Raw genomic sequence first — 21,477 nt, 5'->3', positions numbered from 1 at the left:
CCCAACAGGTTTGGCTTGGCTTTGAACATCGCAGCGCCGTTCGGCTGTGGCGAAGATGCAGAGGTGCGGAACAAGATTGTCCAGGAAACATTGTTCCCCGCAGGCTATCTCTGAGGAGCGGACGTGGCCCCAACCGAGATCATCGTCAGGCATGCGCTAACGCCGCGTGAGTTCTGGATTGGTCTTGGCCGTGCCTTTGCCGGAGCGTTGATCTTCGCCGCCCCGGTGCTGATGACCATGGAGGCCTGGGCGCTGGGCTTTCACCTTCACCCACTGCGGCTCGCCCTGTTCCTCGCTGTCACTTTGCCAATGCTGGTGCTGCTGCACAAGTACGGAGGCTTTCGCCACACGGTGGCGCTGCGCGACCGCATCGCCGATGCTTTTGTGGCGATACTTGTGGCCGCTGTGGCGGCTACGGCGGTGTTGTTTATTTTCGGCATCGTGACCGCCGAAATGCCGCTGCGGGAGGTGATTGGCAAAATTGCGGTGCAAATTGTCCCAGGCAGTCTCGGGGCATCCTTGGCACGCGCTCAGCTCGGCCCGAGTTTGTTGGAGGAGGAGGACATTCCCGAGCCCGGCTACACCGGAGAGCTGTTCCTGATGGTGGTCGGAGCGCTGTTTCTATCGGTGAACATCGCACCGACGGAAGAGGTCGTCCTCATCGCCTACAAGATGGAGCCCTGGCAGGAAATCGCCCTGGTGGTGGTCACCCTCGCTCTCATGCACGCCTTCGTCTATGAGTTCGAATTCCGCGGCTCGCACAGTCCCGAGCCAGGCGCTGGATTCGTCAGCATCTTCTTTCGCTATGCGATCGTCGGCTATGTCCTGGTGATGCTTGTGAACCTCTACATCTTGTGGACCTTCGGCAGGACCGATGGCGCCGGCTTTTCGGAGACACTCAGTGCAGTCGTGGTTCTGTCGTTTCCTGGCGCGCTCGGGGCGGCGGTTGCGAGGCTCATTCTGTGACAAGGAACCCCGCAAAAGGCGACAAGCAAGAGAAGCAGCAGTCCGACAACAAAGCAAAGACACGCAAACCCGGGACTTCGGTCACGGAGTGGGTCGTGGCGGGCATAAGCTCCGTAGTCCTGCTTGCCGTGCTCGGTTATCTTGTCGTCGATGGCGTGAGCACGCGCGATGGGACCGCCCGGATCGTTGTGGTGCCACTCGCGGTCGCGGTCACCGAGGGGGGCTACGTGGTCGAGTTCGCCGCTGCAAACAGGGCGGGGAAATCAGTTGCTGCTGTCGAGATCAAAGGTGAGCTCCGCAACGGCGATGAGGTCGTCGAGGATAGCAGCGCTACGCTCGACTATGTCCCACAGAATTCCCAACGGAAGGGCGCGTTGATCTTTCGTCGCGATCCCGAGGCCTATGACCTGCGCCTCTTTGCCATTGGATATAGTGAACCCTGACCAGTCAAAACGCCATGGATGAAAGGGAACTCGGCGTGGATGACGCGGTCAACCGGCCACTGCTTCGCCCTGCTGTAAAAGCGACATGGCTGCAGAGAACCAACACGGCCGGTGCCTCCGAGAATGATGTGCGTGGGCGATCCTTTCGCACCCTATTCCTCTCTATTCCTCCGGGGCGGTGGCAGGAGCCGTATAACGGCGACGCACCGCATCCAGAACGTGCTTGCGGCTTTCCTGCGCCGAGAGCATTTCGTCCTTTTCCGCCTCGGCGGTCTCGCGCGCCAGATCCTTGTCCCTGATCTGTCGGCGAAACCATTCGGAATAGTCGCCGGCGCGCAGGTGATGCTCCCAGGTTCTGTCGTCGATGCCCTCGGCAATCTGAGCGAAGATCATCAGGTTGTGGGCCCGGAGGTTCATCGCGTTGTCGGGACCTCTGAAATAGAAGCTGCCGGCCTCGTCGAGTTGACCTTCTGCATATTTGCGGCTGTGACGCTTGAGCGACTGGCGCGGCTCGATCGCTTTGACCATGGCAATTTTCTTGCGGGCTTGCGGCCGCCAGAACAGCACACGCTCGCCTTTTGGCGAGGGAATATCCTTTGGCGGCTTGGTGTCCGTCTCCTGACAAAAGGCCTTGATGACATTCTTGGCCTTGGGACCGAGCGCAATGACGGCAGTGACCAGACGCAGGGCGTCGGTCGAGATCGCTTCCGGATGAACGGTGATCAGGACAGTGCCCGGCAATTCCAACGACAGGATGGCGCGCGTGTCGTCGCGCCTCTTGGGCAGAAGATGATGCGCCTCGTCGATGACCAGCCAATGCGGCCTCGCCGTACGGTAGCGGAAATTGCCAAGACCGGGGAGCAGGTCGGCAAAGAAGCCTGGTCGCTCGTTGACCCGCAACGCCAGCCCGTTGACGACCACATTGGTGTCGGGCTTTTCGATCAGGTCGAGCACTTGTGCCTTTGTCGGTTCGCTTGAGGCATCGCCTACCCGGACGGCGCCTTCGAGGCCATCATAGTCGCCTTCCGGATCGAAAACGCAGAATTGAAATCCGTTCTCGACGAAGCGTTCCGTCAGCGCGGTGGCCAAGGTGGATTTGCCGATGCCGGAGCTTCCGGCGATCAGAACCGTGTCGGTCGGCGTCAGATAGACTTCGTCGCCGCCGACCGAACCGAGAAGGATGCCGTCACGGCCTTTTCGGACAAATTCCCGATCACGCTTTACCAGCTTTTCGATCAGTTCCTCGACGCCCTTTCCACGTGCGCCGCGCGTTACAAGATCCGCTGTATCCTTGACCGCCGCAAGGGCGTTCTCGACAGCGACGCTGCAGCCGCAGGCCCGCAGGAACGCATGATCGTTTTCAGCATCGCCAATACCGACCACATTGTGTGGCGACAGCTTGAGGTCCTCAAGTGCGGCTGCCAGCCCGGCTGCCTTGTTGATGCCGGTGGGCAGCACCATCACCGCGCCCTTGTTGAAGATGATTTCCAGCTCCAGCCCGAGTTCCTTGATGACCTCAAGAACTGTTGCCTGGTGTGGTTCCCAGGTCGCGACGATCGACCGTCCGACTGAAAGCGGCTTGACGCCGCGTTTCTTCAAACTGGCGACAAATTTCGGCGCCGGCGCCGGTGAGATCGCACGTTCTTCCTCGCTGGCAGGCGTGTAGATCAACGCCCCATTTTCGGCGACGACCTTGTCGAACACGCCGAGTTCGGGAAAAACCCGCTTGAGGTCGGGCAGTTCGCGGCCAGTGACGAGGATGAGCTTGCGGCCACTTTTCTTGAACCGTTCGAGGGCTGCAAGCGTCTTTTCGACTACGATCCCATCGTGCGCCAGCGTGCCGTCATAGTCCGTCGCCAAGGCAATGAAATACATCTGTCGACCATTTCATATCTGAGATCGCCGCTACCTCCGCCACAGGCGAGAGGTCCACGATGATCGAGGCAGTGCGGGCGACACGTTCTCAGTAGCCGCCGATGATCGGCAATATCTCGCCGGTGATGTAGCTTGAACAATGCGGCGAGGCGAGGAACACATAGGCCGGCGCGATTTCCTCCGGTTGCGCCGGCCGTTTCATCGGCGTGTCTGCGCCAAATTTCGAGACGTCGCCGGCTTGCTTGTCCGACGGGTTGAGCGGGGTCCACACCGGGCCTGGCGCCACGCAGTTGACCCGAATTCCCTTTTCGATGAGGTTGCCGGACAGCGCGCGCGTGAAGGCATGAATGCCGCCCTTGGTCATCGAATAGTCGACCAGCTGCTTCGAGCCCTCGATGCCGGTTATGGAGCCGCTGTTGATGATCGCCGAACCAGGCTTCATATGCGGAACGGCCTCCTGCGCCATGTGGAAATAGCCGTAGAGGTTGGTCTTCAGCGTCGTGTCGAAATGCTCCTCGGTCAGCTCACTGAAGTCGCTGGAATGGACCTGGAAAGCGGCGTTGTTGACCAGCACGTCGATCCGGCCAAATTCCTTCACCACCTTAGTCACAGCCTTGTGGCAGTGGTCGCGTTCGCTGACGTCGGCCTTGACCAGCGTGCAGCGCCGGCCCTCGGCTTCGACGGCCCTCTTCGTTTCTTCAGCATCCTTGTCCTCGCACAGATAGACGATTGCCACATCGGCGCCTTCGCGCGCATAGAGCACGGCCACGGCTCGGCCGATGCCGGAATCGCCGCCGGTGATCACGGCCACTTTGCCGTCCAGCTTTTTTGATCCGATATAGAATGGCGCGTCGTAAAGCGGCGCCGGCTCTATCGCCCATTCATGCCCTGGCTTCGGCTGGTGCTGCTCGGGAAAGGGCGGCTCGGGATATTTGCGTGCTCCGGCCTGCATGGCGCCTTGTTGCTTGCCGTTGCCCTTCGTTTTGTCCTTGGCGTCGATGCCGCGCTGGATGTGGCGTTGCTTGGCGGCCTCGCCGGCGATTTCCGATTTCATCTGCTGTCTCCTTGGCTTGGAGAACGAACAACGCATGTCCGGCGAAAAAGTTTACGCGACGGCGTCATTCCTTCGGCAACGAATCCAAACGCCAGGAAATCGACGGCGTGTACTGCGCAACTGGCAACGAATGACGCGGCCGGACGTTTGGGCACAAGCGGTGTCCGAAAACCTGAAGGCGCGCTGGCCAAGCAGAAGGTATTCCGAGCCTGGTGACCTGACGATTTCCCGCTTCTCGGCCGTACAGGCGATCTTCTGGATCGCGCCAAGGGAGAGGAAAATGGCTGAAGATCATGCCAAACCAACCGGGCCGGATCTGGTCGAGGGTATCACGTTATCCGACCTTGCCGACGGCGGAAAGCTCCTCGGCCATTGCGGCGATGAGCCGGTGCTGCTGGTGCGCCGCGGGGCCGAGATCTTCGCCATCGGCGCGACATGCACACATTATGGCGGGCCGCTCGTCGACGGTCTTGTGGCGGAAGACACCGTCCGGTGTCCCTGGCATCACGCGTGTTTTGATTTGCGTACAGGCGAGGCCTTGCGCGCCCCTGCTTTCAGTCCACTCGCGTGCTGGTCGGTGGAACAACGCGATGATCGGATAGTCGTGGGCGAGAAACGCAAGCGGACGGTGTCCAATCCGCGCCCTGGCGGCTCCAGCCAGGCTCCCGAAAAAATCGTCATTGTCGGTGGCGGCGCCGCAGGTTTCGCGGCGGCAGAAACACTGCGGCGCGAACATTATCAAGGCAGCATTGTCATGCTCAGCAACGACGAAGCGCCGCCGGTTGATCGGCCCAATCTTTCCAAGGACTACCTCGCCGGCAAAGCACCGGAGGATTGGATTCCGCTGCGCCGAGAAAGCTTCTATTCGAAGAACGGCATCGACCTGCGCCTCAATGCGGATGTCGCCAGCATCGATACGCGTTCTGGCGAGGTTGTGCTCGCGGACGGGGCCCGGACTGCCTACGACAGGCTACTCCTGGCGACCGGAGCCGAACCGGTTCGCCTGACCATACAAGGCGCCGACCAGCCACATGTTCACACGCTGCGCTCGTTCGCAGACTGCAAGGCGATCATCGAGCGAGCCACGACTGCGCGCCGCGCCGTCGTGCTTGGCGCCAGTTTCATTGGCCTGGAGGTTGCCGCGGCGCTGCGGTCGCGCTCGATCGAAGTTCATGTCGTGGCGCCGGAAAAACGGCCCATGGAACGGATCATGGGTCCGCAAATGGCCGACTTCATCCGCGCCCTGCATGAGGAGAATGGTGTCGTATTCCATCTCGAGGACACTGCGAGCAGCATCGACGCCAGCGAGGTGAAACTCAACGGTGGCGATATTTTGGCGGCGGATCTCGTCGTCGCCGGCATCGGCGTGCGACCGCGGACAGGGCTTGCCGAAACGGCGGGGCTCACCCTTGACCGCGGTGTCGTCGTAAACGCCTTTTTGGAGACGAGCGCACCAGGCATCTTCGCGGCCGGCGACATTGCGCGGTGGCCGGATCCTCACAGTGGCGCGAACATTCGGGTCGAGCATTGGGTGGTTGCCGAGCGGCAGGGGCAAACCGCGGCCCTCAACATGCTCGGCCATCGCCAGAAGTTCCTCGCCGTGCCGTTCTTCTGGAGCCAGCACTACGATGTTCCCATCAACTATGTCGGCCATGCCGTGCAATGGGACGAGATCGCGATCGATGGCGACATCGTTGCCAGGGATTGCCTGCTCCGCTTCAAGCGCGAAGGGCGCACGCTGGCTGTCGCTTCGATCTTCCGCGACATCGAAAGTCTGGGGGCCGAGGTGGAAATGGAGCGCCAGACGACCTAGCCCGGATATCTCGAGCGAAGCGCACGCTGTGCGGCCGGTTCAGTCCCGGCGCGCAAGGATCCAGTCGGTCGCCGCCGCGAGATCGGCGACGGTTGCGGTCGGGCGCGGATCAAACCGTTTCTCGTCGCCGTGCCGGTATTTGCCGGTCCTCACCAGCAATGCGCCCGACAGTCCGGCGCTTAGCGCGCCAGCTATGTCGGCCTCGGCGTCGTCGCCGACCATGATCGCCTGGTCCGGCGGACAGTCCATGCTTGCCAGCGCCGACAGAAAGAATTCCGACGACGGCTTGCCGAGAACGGTTGCGCGTTTCAGCGAGGCAAATTCCAATGCCGCGACGAATGGCCCGGCATCGAGGCTGAGCTCGCCGTCGGCATCCCGAACGTCCGGTTGGTGGCAAGGGCCAGCAATTCGGCCCCGGCGCTCAGCTCGCGGAACGCGTCATTCAACGCCGCATAGGTGAAGGCGTCTCCGGCATCGCCGACGATGACGGCGCGCTTGTCGCGATCCGGCAGTTCGCAAAAGTCCGGCGCAAGGCCGGGGTGAATCAGCAAATATGGCGCTCGGCCATTGCGAAGCAGCCAATCGCGTGCAGCGTGCGCCGGGGTGAAAACATCTGCCCCGGTAACGGTGAGTCCCATCGCCTGCAGACGTTCGAGAACGCTCTGTTTCGACGAGCGCGTGGTATTGCTTATGAAGCGTATGGCCAAGCCGGCCTGGCGCAAACGCGTGACGGCGTCGATCCCGCCTGGTATGGCGGTGTCGCCATCATAGATGACGCCTGCGAGGTCCAGCAATACACCTCTTGTCATCGGTCCAGCATGACCACGAGTCTGTCAGGCGTCAAATCCGGAACAGGCCATGGTTGTTCCCCTTGGATCAGGGGGCAGGCACATGCGATAGCCGAGGTCACTGCCACCATTCGGGAAAGGTCATGCGTGCGGCCTCGGCCAGCGTCGCGATCGCCTCGTCGGGGACCGAGCTGTAAGGCCAGAGCAGTCGCGGGCCAAGCGGCGCCCAGCCGCCGGCCGCCGCCATCGCTTTGTCGAGCGCCGCATCGCTGACGTCATAGCGAGCGCGAAAGGGCAGTACGTGGGTGGCGAGAAAGGCCTGGATGCGCGTCTCGACCTCGGCAGCGGCCGCCACGTCGGTGCGGATCGTCTGCCACCACATTACCGCGCCCTTGGGGCTAAGACAGGCGACGTTGGAGTAGCTGCCATGCGCTCCCTGGGCAAATCCCGTCGCCAGCGTATGGCCGGGCACGAAGACCGAAAATCCCGGCAGTTCGCGGCGCATGTCGGCGTACCAACCGGCGTCGCCGCCCGGCAATTTGGCGCCGACCAGCGACGGCACCGCTGCACGCAGCCTGGCGATGCCTTCGAGCGTCAGGCGGCGCTTGGCATGCGGTGGATTGTAGAGCACCAGCGGCATGTCGGGCGCGGTCTCGCACAGGCCGCCGACGAAGCGCATGACCTCGCCGTCGCTGGGCGGCCACCAGTCGGGCAAGGTGAATTGCACCGCGGCCGGACGAAGCGCCGACACCCGCATCAGCCGCTCGCGTGCGACGCGCGGATTGGACTGGCTGATGCCGATCTGGAAGGGCAGGCGCGCGCGGCCGGCAATCGCGGCCACCAGGGCGCAAAGCCGGTCGAACTCGGGCTCGGTCTGGCAGTGGAATTCGCAGGCCGTGCCGTTGGAATAGATGCCGTCGACGCCTGATGCGCAGAGCCGGGCGATCGTTTCCTCCGTCGCTTCCCAGTCGATTGCCCCGCGATCGTCGATGGCCAGCATCACCGCGCCCCAGACGCCGCGCGGCGCGTCTGCGGGCAAGTGGCTCGGGTGATCGTCGAGCTCAGGGCGCATCGGCGATCTCGTGCTCGCGGCGCGTTTCGTTCGACGCAAAGGCGGCCTCGATAATGGCGATGATCTTGCGGCCATAGGCGCCGTCGACCGGCACCGGCTTGTCGTCGGCAATGGCATCGCGCATCGCGCTCCATTCGCGCACCAGCGCGGCATGCATCCAGTTCGGCTCGAACGAGCCGGGCAGGTCGGTCCAGGCCGTGTCGCGGCCAAGCATCGTGCCGCGGTCCATGTCGATGCGCAGCGTTGCCTGCTCGCAGACCAGGTCCATGACGTAGCCGGCCGCGCCATTGCGATAGCCGACGCTCTGCACCTGGCCGAGCCCGCCGCCGGCGAAGCGCAGTCCGAGCAGGGCGGTGTCGTCGGCTTCCTGATCATGGGACATGGCGCCAAGCATAGCGCTCACCGACACGACGTCGTCATCCATGAGCCAGACGAGGCGGTCGAGCGCATGGATGCCGGCCGTCAACAGCATGCCGCCGCCGGTGGCCTTGCGCAGATGCCAGTCGCGGCGATTGTGCTCCATCCACAGCTTGATGATCCAGCTCGAGCCGACGAGCGGCCGGCCGAGCGTTCCTTGCTCAAGCATTTGCCTGGCCGCCATGCAAGGCAGCGCGAAATGCATGAGATGGGCGACCATCAGCTTGACGCCAGCGGCGGCCACGGCGGCGTTGATCGCATCGCAGGCCGCCGCCGTCGGCGCCATCGGTTTTTCGAGCATGATATGCTTGCCGGCGTTCGCCGCGCCGATCGCCATTTCGGCATGGAGATGGTGAGGACTGGCGATGAGGACTGCCTCGACTTCCTTGTCGTCCAGCAGCTTGCGCCAGTCGGTGTAGCCGCGACCACCATGTTCGCTGGTGAAGGCGGCCAGGGCATCGTTGTTCCCGCGGCACGATGCGACGAGATGCAGGCCCTGTAACTGCTTGATTGCCCTTGCATGGGCGGCGCCGAAATCGCCCGCTCCGATAATACCTATTCCAATCATCGTCCTGCCTTTTCATACGCGGCGTCGATCAGCGACATCGCCGCAACATAGTCATCGATCGAAGTCGCCGGCGGCGCTTTTCGAGCCAGCCGGTCGAGCGTGTCGCTCATGCACAGGCGGTAGCGCGTCGCCGGCAATTCGATCGGCAATTCGATGATAGCGCCATCGTCGAGCGTCGCACAGAAGGCGCGCTCGCCATAGTCGATGAGGGTCGCATTCTCACTGACGATACGCCATTCGAAATCGCCGCCGGGGCGCATCGAAGCAAAAGTGTATCCGGCCTCGACGACCAACAACGCTCCGGCAGCGTCTTGCAGCACAAGCAGCGCATGGTCCTCGACCGGGGCGCGGTGAATGCGGTTCTCGATCGAAACGGTTTTTAGCCTGAGCGCGCCGGTTGCCAGGCCGAGCGCGGCATTGACGCCGTGTATGCCGAGGTTCCTCAGCGCGCCGCCGCCGCCGATCGCCGGATCCGCCACCCAGGCGACGCCGTCGGCCGCATAGCGCTGCGGCGGGCCATTGACCAGCCGGAACTGGCAATGCGCAATCGCACCGGCGCGGCCTTGGCTGCGCAGCCGTTCAAAGGCAGTGGCGGCCGGCCCAAAGCGGTTGGGCAGGGGAACGCTGACAAAGGCCTGGTGCTGCCTCGCCAACTCGCTGAGCGCGGCCAACGCTGCGGTGCTGCTGGCCGCCGGCTTTTCCAGGATCAGCGGTATGCCGGCTTCGATCACGGCACGGGCCCGCGCCGGCACCGTCGAAGGGTGTCCCATCAGCAGGATCGCGTCCGGCGGGCCGGAGAGGATTTTCGCAAAATCGGGGATGAACGGCAAATGATGGCGCGTCGCGAAGGCGCGCGCATGCTGCGCGTCCTCATCCCAAATGCCGGCAATCTCGGCGCCGCAAAAACATGCAGCGTCGAGATGCATTTCGGCGTGCCAATGGCTTGAGCCGGCCAGGACGATCTTCATTCAGCGTGTAATCCTCTTGCTTGCAGGATATCCTACAAGTCGCTATGCTACAAGCATCGACCGCTACGCGACGCGCCATCGGCCGCAATTCAGCGGCGCTGGGAGAAAAATGCCGGAACCCAAGTTGAGCTCGGAACCCAAGTTGAACCCGGACCAAAAATCGATCGAACCGCTGGCCCGACCGCCGCTGCTTCACGTCAGCGTGCAGGAGAGCCTGAGGAAATATATCCAGAGCAACCAGCTCAAGGCGGGCGACCCCTTGCCTCCGGAGACCTTCCTGGCGCAGCGACTCGGCGTCGGCCGCAACTCGGTGCGCGAAGCGATCAAGGCACTGGAGTCGATCGGCATTCTGGAGACGCGTCGCGGCATTGGCGTGTTCGTCAAGGAATTCTCGTTCAAGCCGTTGCTGGATAATCTGGCATACGGCCTGCAGGATTCGCTACGCGACGTCGAGGAACTGCGCGAGATCCGCCGTGTCCTTGAAACCGGCCTGATCGCAAAAACCATCGAGATGATCAGCGCCGAAGACATCGCCGCGCTGCGCCAGCTGACCGAAAGCATGCGGCGGCGCGCCGAGCGCCAGGAGAGCTTTGCCGAAGAGGACCAGCAATTCCACCAGTTGCTGTTCCGCTGCCAGAACAATCACATGTTGAGCGCGCTGATCGACATCTTCTGGGTGGCGTTCAACAAGGCCTCGAATTTCACCAGCCTCGACAATCCGACGCCGCTGGCGACCTGGCGCGACCATCACGAGATCGTCGAGGCGGTCGCCGCCAAGGACGTCGACCGGGCGCGCGAGCGCCTCGACGACCACTACAGGGGTATTCAGCAAGTGATCGCCAAAAACCGGATTACCTGACCCAACGCCGAACTACCTGACAATGCCAAGGGAGGAAACCATGCGCATCAGAACTATAGCTCGTCATCTGGCCATTACCGGGCTGCTGCTCGGCGGCATTAGCCTTGCCACCAGCGTCCAGGCACAGGGCGCCAAGACCATCACCGGAGGCTTCGATGTCGGCCCCGGCGGCTTTCCCAAGAACTTCAATCCGCTGGCTGCGACCGGCGGCTTTACCTGGCTCAGCACCTATTTTGAACCGCTGGTCATCTACAACGCCGAACTGACCGAACTCGAAGGCGATCTGGCCAAGGACCACAAGGTCAGCGACGACAAGCTGACCTACACGTTCAACCTTGCCCAGGAGAGCTGGCACGACGGCAAGCCGTTCACGTCCAAGGACGTCAAGTTCACGCTTGAGCTCGCCAGGAACAAGGCGTCCGGCAGCCTGTTTGCCGCGCGCCTCGGCGACATCGCGTCGGTCGACGCGCCGGACGATCGCACCGTGGTCGTCAAATTGTCGAAGCCCAACGGCTCCTTCCTGTCGATTCTCTCGCAGGTGATGATCCTGCCGGAGCATGCCCTGGCCGCGATGCCGCCGGAAACGCTGGCCACGAGCACATGGTGGTCCACGACGCCGGTCGGCACCGGCCCCTTCAAGTTCAAGCGCTATGCCAGCGATCAATATGTCGAACTGGCCGCGGATGACGACTATCGCGGCGGCAAGCCGAAGGTCGACGTGCTCATCAACAGGTATTTCGAGAGCCCGGCGGCGGCCGTTGCGGCGCTGCGCGCCGGCGAAATCCAGTTCACCTATGTCGAGCCCGACGACGCGGTAACCTTCAAGAGCGACAGCAATTTCAAGGTGATCGAGGGCGCCTCCTATGTGGTCAACTACATCGGCCTCAACCAGAAGGTCGAGTTGTTTAAGGATGTTCGCGTGCGCCAGGCGATCATGTACGCGATCGATCGCAATGCCATCATCGAGAGCCTCTATGGCGGCGCGGCCAAACCGGCCAATTGCGGCTACGTCGCGCCGCACCTGCTTCCTGAAGGTCTCGAAGCCTATGCCTATGATCCGGCCAAGGCCAAGGCTCTGCTTGTCGAGGCGGGGTGGGACAAGATCAACGGCGACAAGCCGATCACCTTGCTGACCTATTACGGCTCGCCGCAAGCCGCCAACGTGATGGCTGCCATCCAGTCGATGCTGGCCGAGGTCGGGATCAATGTGGTGCCGCGCGTCGTCGATACGCCGACTTATAACGGCATCGTCTACGAGGAAGGCACGCCGGACTGGAACGCGTTTGCGATGGTCTATGCCGGCCTGCAGAACGGTCCCAATCCGGCCGGCATCAGCCCGGGTCTCAACAAGTCCCAGATTCCGCCGGCAGGCTTCAACACCATGCGCATCGAGTTCGATGATCTCAGCGCCGCATTGGACGCTGCGCTCGCCCAGACCGATCCGGCCAAGATCGACCAATCCTGGCAGCAAGTCTGCAAGGTGATGAACAAGGATCTGCCCTGGGCGACATTATGGGTGGCCAACCGCTATGGCGTAGCCTCCAACAAGCTGCGTGACTTTGTCTGGACGCCGGCGCCGGGCGGCGGTCCTTATGCGGCTCACCCGGAACGCTGGGACATCCAGTAGAACGGCTGGCGGGCCATTCCGACCCACCAATGATACGGGCCGGCACGATGCCGGCTCCGCTCACCATCGCCACGGACAGCCAATGCTGAGTTTCATTGCCCGCCGCAGCGCTACAGGACTGTTGATGCTGGTCGCCCTGAGCGTCCTCATCTTCATCCTGCTGCGGCTGGCGCCCGGCGATCCGATCGATGCCTATATCAATCCGTCCAGCCCGATGTCGGCTTCCGACCTCGAAGTCCTGCGCGACCGGCTTGGGCTCGACCAGCCGCTTCCCGTGCAATACCTCGCCTGGCTTCGCGCTGCGCTCGGCGGCGACTTCGGCTATTCGATCCAGCGCAGCGGCGTTGGCGTGCTGCCGCTGGTCATGGAGCGCATCGGCCCGACCGCGCTGTTGATGGGCACCGGCCTGGCCATCGCCATCGTGCTCGGCATTTCCGCCGGCATCTTCAGCGCCGTCCGCCGTAACACGCTGCCCGACATCGCGCTGTCGGTGGTTTCCTTCGTCGGCATCTCCAGCCCGGCGTTTCTGACGGCACTTCTGGGATTGTACTTTTTCTCGGTGCTGCTGCGCTGGGCGCCATCAGGCGGCATGCAGACCGCCGGCGCCCCTTTTTCCGTAGCGGACGTGCTCGCGCACCTGGTCCTGCCCGCCTGCCTGCTGTCCATCGGACACGCCGCGCTGATCATGCGCTACATGCGCGCGTCGCTGCTGGAAGTACTCAACCAGGACTATGTGCGGACCGCACGTGCCAAGGGCGTGCGCGAATTCTGGGTGATCATCAAGCATGCAACCCGCAATGCGCTTTTACCGGTCATCACCCTGATCGGGTCGACGGTCGGCATAGCGATCGGCGGCGCCATCTTCCTCGAAAGCGTGTTCAACTGGCCGGGCATGGGCCTGCTGCTGGTCAACGCCGTCGGCACAAGGGACTACCCGGTGATCATGGGCGCCCCTCTGGTAATCGGCATCTGCGTCATTCTGGTCAATCTCCTGACCGATATCGTCTATGCCGTCGTCGACCCGCGCATCCAGGTGTCGTGATGACGATCACCGCACCAGCTCCGACAATCGACCCGACAGCCGGGCCGCAAACCAAGGGACCGCTTCGCCACGCGCTCGGCCGGTTCTTTGAAAATCGTGCGGCGCGCGCCGGTCTGCTTATCGTCGTCCCCATTCTGCTGGCGGTCTCGACCTATTCCCTGTGGTGGCCGTTCAGCCCCAACGCCATCGATCTCAGGGCGATCAACAAGGGGCCGTCCGCCATTCATTGGCTCGGCAGCGACGGCGTCGGCCGCGACGTCATGGCCCGGCTGCTGCAGGGCGGACGGATCTCGCTGCTGGTCGCCGTCTGCTCGGTCGCCATCTCGATCGTCATCGGCTTCCTGGTCGGCGCTGTCGCCAGCTTCGGCGGGCGCCTTGTCGACGGCACGGTGATGCGCTTCGTCGACCTCGCAATGACGCTGCCGCCGGTGATCTTCCTGCTCGTGCTCGCTTCGATCGCCGGCACCGGCATCGCGCCGACCATCCTGGTGATCTCACTGCTCTCCTGGCCGGTGCTGTCGCGCATGGTGCGCGCCCGGCTGCTCGAGCTGCGCGAGCGCGACTTCGTCGTCGCCGCCCGTGGCATGGGGGCAGGGCTGCCGCATCTCCTGTTCCGCCACGGCCTGCCGAACTGCATCGACATTCTTGTCGTCTACGCCACGCTGCAGATCGCCAATGCCATTCTGCTCGAAGCCGGCCTTTCCTTCCTCGGCCTCGGCATCGCACCGCCCGAAGCCAGTTGGGGCAACATGCTCAATCTCGCCCGCTCCACCGTGGTGCTCGAGCAATACCCCTGGCAATGGATGTTTCCCGGCGCCGTACTCGTGCTCACCGTGCTGGCCATCAACTTCATCGGCGATGGCCTGCGCGATGCATTCGACCCTCGTTCCGATCTCAACTGACCTGAAGGTTTTTGAAAAAATGCCCCTGTTCACCGGTGTCGTGCCACCCGTCGTCACCCCACTCCATTCCGATCTCAGTGTCGATTTTGCGTCGTTCACGCGGACCATCGAAAACCTGCTCGACGGCGGCGTTCACGGCCTGTTCGTGCTCGGCTCGACCAGCGAGGTGGTCTTCCATGACGAGGCCGGCCGCCGGGCCATCATCGAGCACGCGGTCAAGGTCAACAATGGCCGCGTTCCGATCTTCGCCGGGGTCATCGACCCGACAACCGATCGCGTCATCAACCACGCCCTGACAGCCAGATCGGCCGGCGCTGACGCCGTCGTGGTCACCGCGCCGTTCTATGCCCGCACCAGCCAGCCCGAGATCGGCGATCACTTCCGCTACATCAAGGACGCAGTCGACATCCCGATCATCGCCTACGACATCCCGGTCTGCGTCCATGTCAAGCTGGAGCGCCAGACCACCGTCGGCCTTGCCAGCGAGGGCGTTATCGCCGGCATCAAGGATTCCAGCGGTGACGACGGCAATCTGCGTTATGTGCTCAAGGACATGGCCAACGACCCGAATTTTTTCGGCATGACCGGGTCCGAGATCCTGGTCGACAGCGTGCTTGCGATGGGCGCGCATGGGGTCGTGCCGGGCCTCGCCAATGTCGACCCGCACGGCTACGTCAGGCTGTGGAACCTGATGCAGGCGGGTCAGCACGCCGAGGCCCGCCTGGAGCAGGAGCGGCTGTTGAAGCTGTTCGAGATCGTCTGGATCTCGCTCGGCAGGACGAGCGCCGGCTCGGCCGGGGTCGGTGCCTTCAAGACCGCGATGAGGAGCCTCGGCATCATCGCCTCCAACACCATGGCGCGGCCGCAACGCAGCCTGAACGACGAGGAAGGCGCAAAGGTCGACATCATCCTTCGCGACGTCGGCTTGCTGCGCTGACCGTGGACGCTCCGATCCTCTCGATTTCCGGTCTGCGAGCGGTGTTCCGTATCGCCGGACGCGACATCGCCGCCGTGCAGGACGTCGACCTGGTGATAGGTTCGGGCGAGACGGTTGCGCTGGTCGGCGAGTCGGGATCGGGCAAGTCGGTCACCAGCCTGTCGATCATCGGCCTGCTGCCGAAGAAGGTCGGACGCATTGCCGAGGGCTCGATCGCGCTGCGGCGCAGGGACGGCACGGTCACCGAACTGACCGGCCTCGATCCCGAGTCGCTGCGCAAGGTGCGCGGCAACGACATCGGCATGGTGTTCCAGGAGCCGATGACCAGCCTCAATCCGGTCTACAGCATCGGCGAACAGATCGCCGAGCCGATCCGCATCCATCTCGGCAGATCGCACCGTGATGCGGCCACTGATGCCGTGCGGCTGCTGGCTCAGGTCGGAATTCCCGACCCTGATCGGCGGGCGCGGCAATACCCGCATGAGCTGTCGGGAGGGATGCGCCAGCGCGCCACCATCGCCATGGCCTTGTCGTGCGATCCGACTTTGTTGATCGCCGACGAGCCGACCACCGCCCTCGACGTCACTATCCAGGCCCAGATTCTCGACCTGCTGGCCGCGGTGCAGGCGCAACGCGGCATGGGCATTCTATTCGTCACGCACAATCTCGGCGTCGTTGCCGAGATCGCCGACCGGGTCGCGGTGATGTATGCCGGGCGCATCGTGGAATCGGGTCCGGTGAGCGAGGTGTTCAACCGTCCGCGTCATCCCTACACCGCCGGGCTGATGCGTTCGGTGCCGCGGCTTGGCCAAGCCACCACGCTCAAGGCAGCAGGAACGCCGCTGCCGACCATCGCCGGCAATGTTCCATCGCTTGCCTTGCTGCCCAAGGGCTGCTCTTTCGCGCCGCGTTGCGCCCTGGCTGTCGATGCCTGCCGCACTGCTGTACCGCCATTGTTCGCGGCGACGTCGACCCAGCAAAGCCGCTGTTTGCGCTGGGAGGATCTCTGACAGTGGACGCTCCCTTCCTTTCAGTCAGGAACCTGACCAAGCATTTTTCGCCGACGGCGTTCTCGCGCGGTCCTGTCGTTAGGGCGCTGGACGATATTTCCTTCGACATCGCGCGCGGCCAAGTGGTCGGCCTCGTCGGCGAATCCGGGTCGGGCAAGACCACGATCGGCCGCTCGGTGCTGCGTCTCATCGAGCCGACGTCCGGCGAAATAAGGTTTGCCAGCGTCGATATCACCAAGCTGAGCGCCGGGCCGCTGGCCCGCCAGCGCCGCAAGATGCAGTATATTTTCCAGGATCCGTTCGCCAGCCTGTCGCCGCGCATGACCATCGGTCAGATCCTGACTGAAGGCCTGGATATTCAGGGCATCGGCAGCAGGCGCGAGCGGCGGGCGAAGGCTGAGAAGGCGCTTGCCGCTGTCGAGTTGCCAGTCGACGCCTATGATCGCTACGCCCACGAATTTTCGGGCGGGCAGCGCCAGCGCATCGGTATCGCCCGGGCGCTTACGCTCGAACCCGAATTCATCGTCGCCGACGAGCCGGTCTCTGCCCTCGATGTCTCCATTCAGGCGCAGATCATCAATCTTTTGCGCGACCTGCAGGTCCGGCTCGGCCTGACCATGCTGTTCATTTCGCATGACCTGGCCGTCGTCGAATATATCTGCGACACGGTGATCGTTCTCTACCTCGGCCGCATCATGGAAGTCGCGCCTGCTGCCGCGCTCTATGCCCGGCCGCAGCATCCCTATACGCGCGCGCTGCTCTCGGCCATTCCGTCGCTCGACCCGCTGGCCAGGCAAGGCCGGCAGGTGCTGAAGGGCGACATTCCAAGCCCGGCAAATCCGCCGACCGGGTGTGTTTTCCGAACCCGCTGCCCGGTTGCCCTCGACGCTTGCGCCGGCATCGTCCCGCCATTACGGGCAACAACGTCCGATGGCCATTTGAAGGCCTGCATTCGCGACGACATCGCTTGAGACAAGACCCGACAAGGCGATTTACTTCGCGTGCTGTCTGAGAGACTCTCCGAAGGAAGGCGAAGAACCGGCCGCCAGCTTGCTGCCCAGAAAAGCCCCCGCCAAGCTCAACCGCCTCAATCCCGAGAGATCGATTTCCGAAGCTTCTCGAAAACCAACAGCTTGCTTTTGCGCACGCCGTCTTCAAGCAGGCTTCCGTTTGCCAGGTGCGCGGCGATGGCGCTGGCCAGCGCGCAACCCGTCCCGCGCATCGATCCGCCAAGACGCGGCGCATCGAAGCGGATGGGCTCTTGATCGGCGCGCAGCAGGATGTCCGTCGATCGACACCCCGCGGCGTGGCCGCCCTTGATCAGCAGGGCCTGCAATCCGGCGGTGAGCAATTTCTGACCTTGTTGCAATGCGCCGTCCTCGTCGATGGCCAGGTCTGAGCCGGCAAGGACAGCCAGTTCGATGAGGTTGGGTGTGACGAGACGGCAAAGCGGGATGAGTTCATGCTTCAGGACGCCGATAGCGCCTGTGTCCAGAAGCGGCCAACCCGAAGAAGAGACCAGCACCGGGTCGATGACTGCCGGTATCTGTGGGTTTTGGCGCAGCACATCCGCGACGGCGACGATGGTTTGCTCCGTCGCGAGCATGCCGATTTTGATCGCCCCGACCGCATTGGCTTGCAGCGCGGCACGCATCTGATCGGCCACCAGACCGGGTTGCAAATTGTGGATTTGCGTGACGGCTTCATGCGTCTGCACCGTCACGGTGGTAATGGCAAGGCAGGTGCGCAAGTCGAGGGCGGAGATCGTCTCAATGTCGCGGACTATGCCGGCGCCGCCGCTGGAGTCCGAGCCGCCGACGACAAGCACATGCGGTTCGCGCCTCAACGCCATCGGCTCGTCTTTTCGATCCACTGGCGCGTTCGCGCTTCCGGATTGGCATCCAATGTGATGTCGGTCACTACCGCGGCGCTGTCCGCACCGGCACCGAAGACGCCCTCGATCCGGTCGGGATTGAGGCCGCCAATCGCGACCAGAGGTGTCGGCGCGATCCGGCGCTTCCATTCGCCAAGCCGTTCGAGCCCCTGCGGCGCCCATTTCATCTGTTTCAGGATGGTCGGATAGACTGGGCCGAGCGCGATATAGTTCGGTCTGGCGGCAAGGGCTGTTTCGAGTTCGAGATGGTCGTGCGTGCTGAGGCCGAGACGGAGACCCGCAGCCCTTATCCGGGTAAGGTCCGCCGCTTGCAGATCTTCCTGTCCGAGATGAATGAAATCGCAGTCCTCCTCGATCGCCAGCCGCCAGAAGTCATTGATGATGAGCTGGCATTTGTATCGGGCGCACAAGGCCTTCGCCTTGCGGATCTCGGCGCGCAACGCAGCCTCGGCGAGGTTCCTGACGCGAAGCTGCACCAGCCTGACGCCGAGCGGCGCCAGCCTTTCAATCCAGGCGGCGCTATCGACGATCAGATAAAAAGGATCGAGTCTCATTGAAAGACTGCCCGGCCAATTGTCGGCGTCGATGGGACGGCGAGGTCGCGCGGCTCGAGCAGGCCGGAGCGATAGGCCTCACGGCCGGCATCGACCGCCTTGCCGAACGCGCGCGCCATGCCGATCGGATCGGCGGCCTTGGCCACCGCCGTGTTGAGGAGCACCGCGTCGAAGCCGAGTTCCATCACGAGAGCCGCGTGAGATGGGCGGCCGAGGCCCGCATCCACGATCAGCGGGACATCCGGGAAATGGCCGCGCATCGAGCGGAGCGCGGTGATATTTACCGGTCCAAGCGCAGAACCGATCGGCGCGCACCAGGGCATGAGCACTCTGCATCCGGCTTCCAGCAATCGCTCGGCGACGACGAGATCGTCCGTCGTGTAAGGAAATACAGCAAAGCCGTCGTCGCACAAGATTCGCGCGGCCTCGACCAAGCCGAAGACGTCAGGCTGCAGCGTGTCATGATTGCCGATCACCTCGAGCTTGATCCAGTTCGTGCCGAAGACCTCGCGCGCCATATTTGCGGTCGTGACGGCTTCCTTGACGGAGTGACAACCGGCGGTGTTGGGCAGGACATGCAGCCGCAGCGATTGGATAAGCGACCAGAATTTCTCGCCACCCTTGCCGCCGGCCATTTCGCGGCGCAATGAGACGGTCACCGCGGACGCGCAGGATGCCTTGACCGCATCGGCAAGAATGGCGGGCGAGGGGTACTGTGCGGTGCCGAGAAGCAGGCGCGACGGAAGCTTGGTTCCGTAAAGCTCGATCACGTTACTAACCTCCTTGCATGGGTGAGAGAATTTCGATCCGGTCGCCGTCCTTCAGCTGGAACAGCGCCCGCTCAGTCGCGTGCACAAGGTCGCTGTTCACGGCCGTTGCAAGCCAGTTGCCCTCGTAGTCAAGCGCTGCGAGAAGCTCCGCCAGGGTGGCGGCGGTGATCTCATGCGCTTCGCCGTTGACCGTCAGTTTCATCAGCAAGTTCCACCGGTTTGTCAGAATCGAAAACAAGGTCGGCCGCCCGGCGCGCCATGGCGGGGGCCAGAAGGAAACCATGGCGGTAGAGCCCGTTGATCGCGACGGTCCTGCCATGCGCTTCGACGCGCGGCAGGTTGTCGGAAAACGCCGGGCGAATGCCGACGCCCGTCTCAACGATCGCGGCCTCGCCGAAGGCGGGATGAACCGAATAGGCGGCGTTCAGGAGTTCCATTATCGCCCGCACCGTGACCGGCTCCGTGGACAGACTCTCGACCATCGTTGCACCCGCCATGAAATGGTGGTCGGCGCGCGGCGCCAGATAGAGCGGCAAACGCGGGTGCAGCAGCCTGACCGGGCGCGACAGCGAGATGTCCGGTGTACGCAGGATCAGCATCTCGCCGCGAACGCCGCGAAGCCTTTCATCGCTGGACGCCATTCCTATGCAGTCGATCTCGCGGTCGAATCCCGTCATGTGCAGGGAGTCCATTCCGAAGCGGAACTCGACGCCGCTTCCGGCGAGTTTTTCATGCAGCGCCGCCATTGCACGGCGTGGGTCGAGATGGGCTTCGCCCGGGAAGAACAGCCCGCGACGGAAGCGGCCGGCGAGATCGGGTTCCAGGAGCGCGATTTCGTCTTCGTCGATCCGCCGATGACCCGACGTGCGGCTTGCAAACCGGTCGAGTTCGCCCGCATCCCGCGGCGTTGCCAGAACGAGCGTTCCGGCCCGCGTGACATGACCCGGCAGGACCGCATCCCACCAGTCGGCGGCATCGCGTCCGAGATCCAGCACCGGCTGCTCGGCGCTTTCGCGCTCGCACCAGGGCGCCAGCATGCCGCCGGCCATCCATGATGCGTTGCCGCCAAGGCCATGCCGGGTCTCGGCAATGGTTACCGCAGCACCGCGGGCGGCGAGTTCGAAGGCGGCGGTGAGGCCGGCGACGCCAGCCCCTTTGACCAGCAGCCTCATGACGGCTCCGGCATCTTCGGCATGGGCGGTTCGCCGTCCACCGGCATATAAAGATTGCCGCCCTCGCGGTACTTCGCGGCCATCGCCGCCATGCCCTCTTTCTGTGCCTCGGCCCGAATGTCGTGGGAGATGCGCATCGAGCAGAATTTCGGCCCGCACATCGAGCAGAAATGCGCCAGCTTGTGCGCCTCCTTCGGCAAAGTCTCGTCGTGGAAGGAGCGCGCGGTTTCGGGGTCGAGCGACAGGTTGAACTGGTCTTCCCAACGAAACTCGAAGCGTGCGCGGGAAAGGGCGTCATCCCTGACCTTCGCCGTCGGATGACCCTTGGCGAGATCGGCGGCGTGCGCGGCTATCTTGTAGGTGATGACGCCCGTTTTGACGTCGTTGCGGTCGGGGAGACCGAGATGCTCCTTGGGCGTGACATAGCAGAGCATCGCCGTGCCGTACCAGCCGATCATTGCCGCGCCGATGCCTGAGGTGATGTGGTCGTAGCCGGGTGCGATGTCGGTGGTCAGCGGCCCAAGCGTGTAGAAGGGCGCCTCGCCGCAGACTTCGAGCTGCCTGTCCATGTTCTCCTTGATCTTGTGCATCGGAACATGGCCCGGCCCCTCGATCATGACCTGGCAATCCTTGGCCCAGGCGACCTTTGTCAACTCGCCGAGCGTTTCTAGTTCGGCGAACTGCGCCGCGTCGTTGGCGTCGGCGATCGAGCCGGGACGAAGGCCGTCGCCGAGCGAGAACGACAC

General features: G+C 63.4%; 23 protein-coding genes. 10 read left to right on the top strand and 13 right to left on the bottom strand.

The window, feature by feature from the left end; genetic code table 11:
- Positions 1–177 precede the first annotated feature (177 nt).
- Positions 178–966 carry a TIGR02587 family membrane protein gene (locus AC0L3D_RS00115; protein WP_473608460.1) on the top strand — a complete coding sequence of 263 codons (789 nt, stop codon included), beginning with the start codon at positions 178–180 and terminating at the stop codon, positions 964–966.
- A complete protein-coding gene (locus AC0L3D_RS00110; RefSeq protein WP_473642611.1) occupies positions 963–1,409 on the top strand; it encodes a TIGR02588 family protein in 447 nt (148 codons plus the stop codon). The genes AC0L3D_RS00115 and AC0L3D_RS00110 overlap by 4 nt, the downstream gene beginning before the upstream one ends.
- Before the next feature lie 162 nt (positions 1,410–1,571).
- Here AC0L3D_RS00110 and AC0L3D_RS00105 read toward each other — a convergent pair whose 3' ends face one another.
- Entirely contained in the window at positions 1,572–3,284 is a 1,713-nt protein-coding gene (locus tag AC0L3D_RS00105; protein WP_236388341.1) for an HAD family hydrolase, read from the bottom strand.
- An 88-nt stretch (positions 3,285–3,372) separates the two neighbouring features.
- Positions 3,373–4,338, bottom strand: coding sequence for an SDR family oxidoreductase (locus AC0L3D_RS00100; protein WP_287345163.1), 966 nt, complete (start codon positions 4,336–4,338; stop codon positions 3,373–3,375).
- Positions 4,339–4,618: 280 nt separating this feature from the next.
- Between AC0L3D_RS00100 and AC0L3D_RS00095 the strand changes: the two genes are divergently transcribed.
- Complete coding sequence (locus AC0L3D_RS00095; protein ID WP_473642609.1) at positions 4,619–6,151, top strand: FAD-dependent oxidoreductase; 1,533 nt, start codon at positions 4,619–4,621, stop codon at positions 6,149–6,151.
- Positions 6,152–6,190: 39 nt separating this feature from the next.
- Here AC0L3D_RS00095 and AC0L3D_RS00090 read toward each other — a convergent pair whose 3' ends face one another.
- From AC0L3D_RS00090 to AC0L3D_RS00070, 5 genes are all read right to left on the bottom strand, one after another.
- A complete protein-coding gene (locus AC0L3D_RS00090) occupies positions 6,191–6,478 on the bottom strand; it encodes an HAD-IA family hydrolase (RefSeq protein ID WP_473642607.1) in 288 nt (95 codons plus the stop codon).
- Positions 6,460–6,945 (bottom strand): HAD family hydrolase, encoded by a 486-nt coding sequence (locus tag AC0L3D_RS00085; RefSeq protein ID WP_473642605.1) that lies wholly within the window; start codon positions 6,943–6,945, stop codon positions 6,460–6,462. Before AC0L3D_RS00085 ends, AC0L3D_RS00090 begins: the two co-directional genes overlap by 19 nt.
- Positions 6,946–7,057: 112 nt before the next feature.
- Entirely contained in the window at positions 7,058–8,011 is a 954-nt protein-coding gene (locus AC0L3D_RS00080) for a dihydrodipicolinate synthase family protein (protein ID WP_473629603.1), read from the bottom strand.
- Positions 8,001–8,996, bottom strand: a complete 996-nt coding sequence (locus AC0L3D_RS00075) for a Gfo/Idh/MocA family protein (protein ID WP_023801361.1) — start codon at positions 8,994–8,996, stop codon at positions 8,001–8,003. Before AC0L3D_RS00075 ends, AC0L3D_RS00080 begins: the two co-directional genes overlap by 11 nt.
- Positions 8,993–9,964 (bottom strand): Gfo/Idh/MocA family protein, encoded by a 972-nt coding sequence (locus AC0L3D_RS00070; RefSeq protein WP_473642603.1) that lies wholly within the window; start codon positions 9,962–9,964, stop codon positions 8,993–8,995. Before AC0L3D_RS00070 ends, AC0L3D_RS00075 begins: the two co-directional genes overlap by 4 nt.
- Before the next feature lie 109 nt (positions 9,965–10,073).
- Here AC0L3D_RS00070 and AC0L3D_RS00065 point away from each other — a divergent pair, with 109 nt between their 5' ends.
- From AC0L3D_RS00065 to AC0L3D_RS00035, 7 genes are all read left to right on the top strand, one after another.
- Positions 10,074–10,823, top strand: coding sequence for a FadR/GntR family transcriptional regulator (locus tag AC0L3D_RS00065; RefSeq protein WP_023801363.1), 750 nt, complete (start codon positions 10,074–10,076; stop codon positions 10,821–10,823).
- 40 nt (positions 10,824–10,863) lie between these two features.
- Positions 10,864–12,450, top strand: a complete 1,587-nt coding sequence (locus AC0L3D_RS00060; protein WP_473642602.1) for an ABC transporter substrate-binding protein — start codon at positions 10,864–10,866, stop codon at positions 12,448–12,450.
- A gap of 82 nt (positions 12,451–12,532) precedes the next feature.
- On the top strand, positions 12,533–13,492 hold the full coding sequence (locus AC0L3D_RS00055; protein ID WP_473642600.1) for an ABC transporter permease: 960 nt from the start codon (positions 12,533–12,535) through the stop codon (positions 13,490–13,492).
- Positions 13,492–14,394 (top strand): ABC transporter permease, encoded by a 903-nt coding sequence (locus AC0L3D_RS00050; protein ID WP_473642598.1) that lies wholly within the window; start codon positions 13,492–13,494, stop codon positions 14,392–14,394. Before AC0L3D_RS00055 ends, AC0L3D_RS00050 begins: the two co-directional genes overlap by 1 nt.
- A 19-nt stretch (positions 14,395–14,413) precedes the next feature.
- Positions 14,414–15,331, top strand: coding sequence for a dihydrodipicolinate synthase family protein (locus AC0L3D_RS00045; protein ID WP_128247497.1), 918 nt, complete (start codon positions 14,414–14,416; stop codon positions 15,329–15,331).
- Between the two features lie 2 nt (positions 15,332–15,333).
- Positions 15,334–16,341 (top strand): ABC transporter ATP-binding protein, encoded by a 1,008-nt coding sequence (locus AC0L3D_RS00040; RefSeq protein WP_473642596.1) that lies wholly within the window; start codon positions 15,334–15,336, stop codon positions 16,339–16,341.
- A 2-nt stretch (positions 16,342–16,343) separates the two neighbouring features.
- Positions 16,344–17,312 (top strand): ABC transporter ATP-binding protein, encoded by a 969-nt coding sequence (locus AC0L3D_RS00035; RefSeq protein WP_473642594.1) that lies wholly within the window; start codon positions 16,344–16,346, stop codon positions 17,310–17,312.
- Between the two features lie 116 nt (positions 17,313–17,428).
- On the opposite strand, the gene AC0L3D_RS00030 is transcribed toward AC0L3D_RS00035, so the two are convergent.
- The 6 genes from AC0L3D_RS00030 to AC0L3D_RS00005 all read right to left on the bottom strand — a co-directional run.
- Positions 17,429–18,193 (bottom strand): hydroxymethylpyrimidine/phosphomethylpyrimidine kinase, encoded by a 765-nt coding sequence (locus AC0L3D_RS00030; protein ID WP_128172630.1) that lies wholly within the window; start codon positions 18,191–18,193, stop codon positions 17,429–17,431.
- A complete protein-coding gene (locus tag AC0L3D_RS00025; RefSeq protein ID WP_473642592.1) occupies positions 18,184–18,789 on the bottom strand; it encodes a thiamine phosphate synthase in 606 nt (201 codons plus the stop codon). The genes AC0L3D_RS00030 and AC0L3D_RS00025 overlap by 10 nt, the downstream gene beginning before the upstream one ends.
- Positions 18,786–19,559, bottom strand: coding sequence for a thiazole synthase (locus AC0L3D_RS00020; protein WP_128172631.1), 774 nt, complete (start codon positions 19,557–19,559; stop codon positions 18,786–18,788). The genes AC0L3D_RS00025 and AC0L3D_RS00020 overlap by 4 nt, the downstream gene beginning before the upstream one ends.
- A 4-nt stretch (positions 19,560–19,563) precedes the next feature.
- Positions 19,564–19,761, bottom strand: coding sequence for a sulfur carrier protein ThiS (gene thiS, locus AC0L3D_RS00015; RefSeq protein ID WP_023801373.1), 198 nt, complete (start codon positions 19,759–19,761; stop codon positions 19,564–19,566).
- Positions 19,730–20,731 carry a glycine oxidase ThiO gene (gene thiO, locus AC0L3D_RS00010; RefSeq protein ID WP_473642590.1) on the bottom strand — a complete coding sequence of 334 codons (1,002 nt, stop codon included), beginning with the start codon at positions 20,729–20,731 and terminating at the stop codon, positions 19,730–19,732. Before thiO ends, thiS begins: the two co-directional genes overlap by 32 nt.
- A partial coding sequence (locus AC0L3D_RS00005; protein WP_473642588.1) for a phosphomethylpyrimidine synthase ThiC occupies positions 20,728–21,477 on the bottom strand: 750 nt, incomplete at its 5' end. The genes thiO and AC0L3D_RS00005, both read right to left, overlap by 4 nt.

The organism is Mesorhizobium sp. WSM4837 (assembly GCF_055811435.1).
Note: the sequence above shows the minus strand (reverse complement) of the source record. Positions and strands in the feature narration are given on the sequence as shown.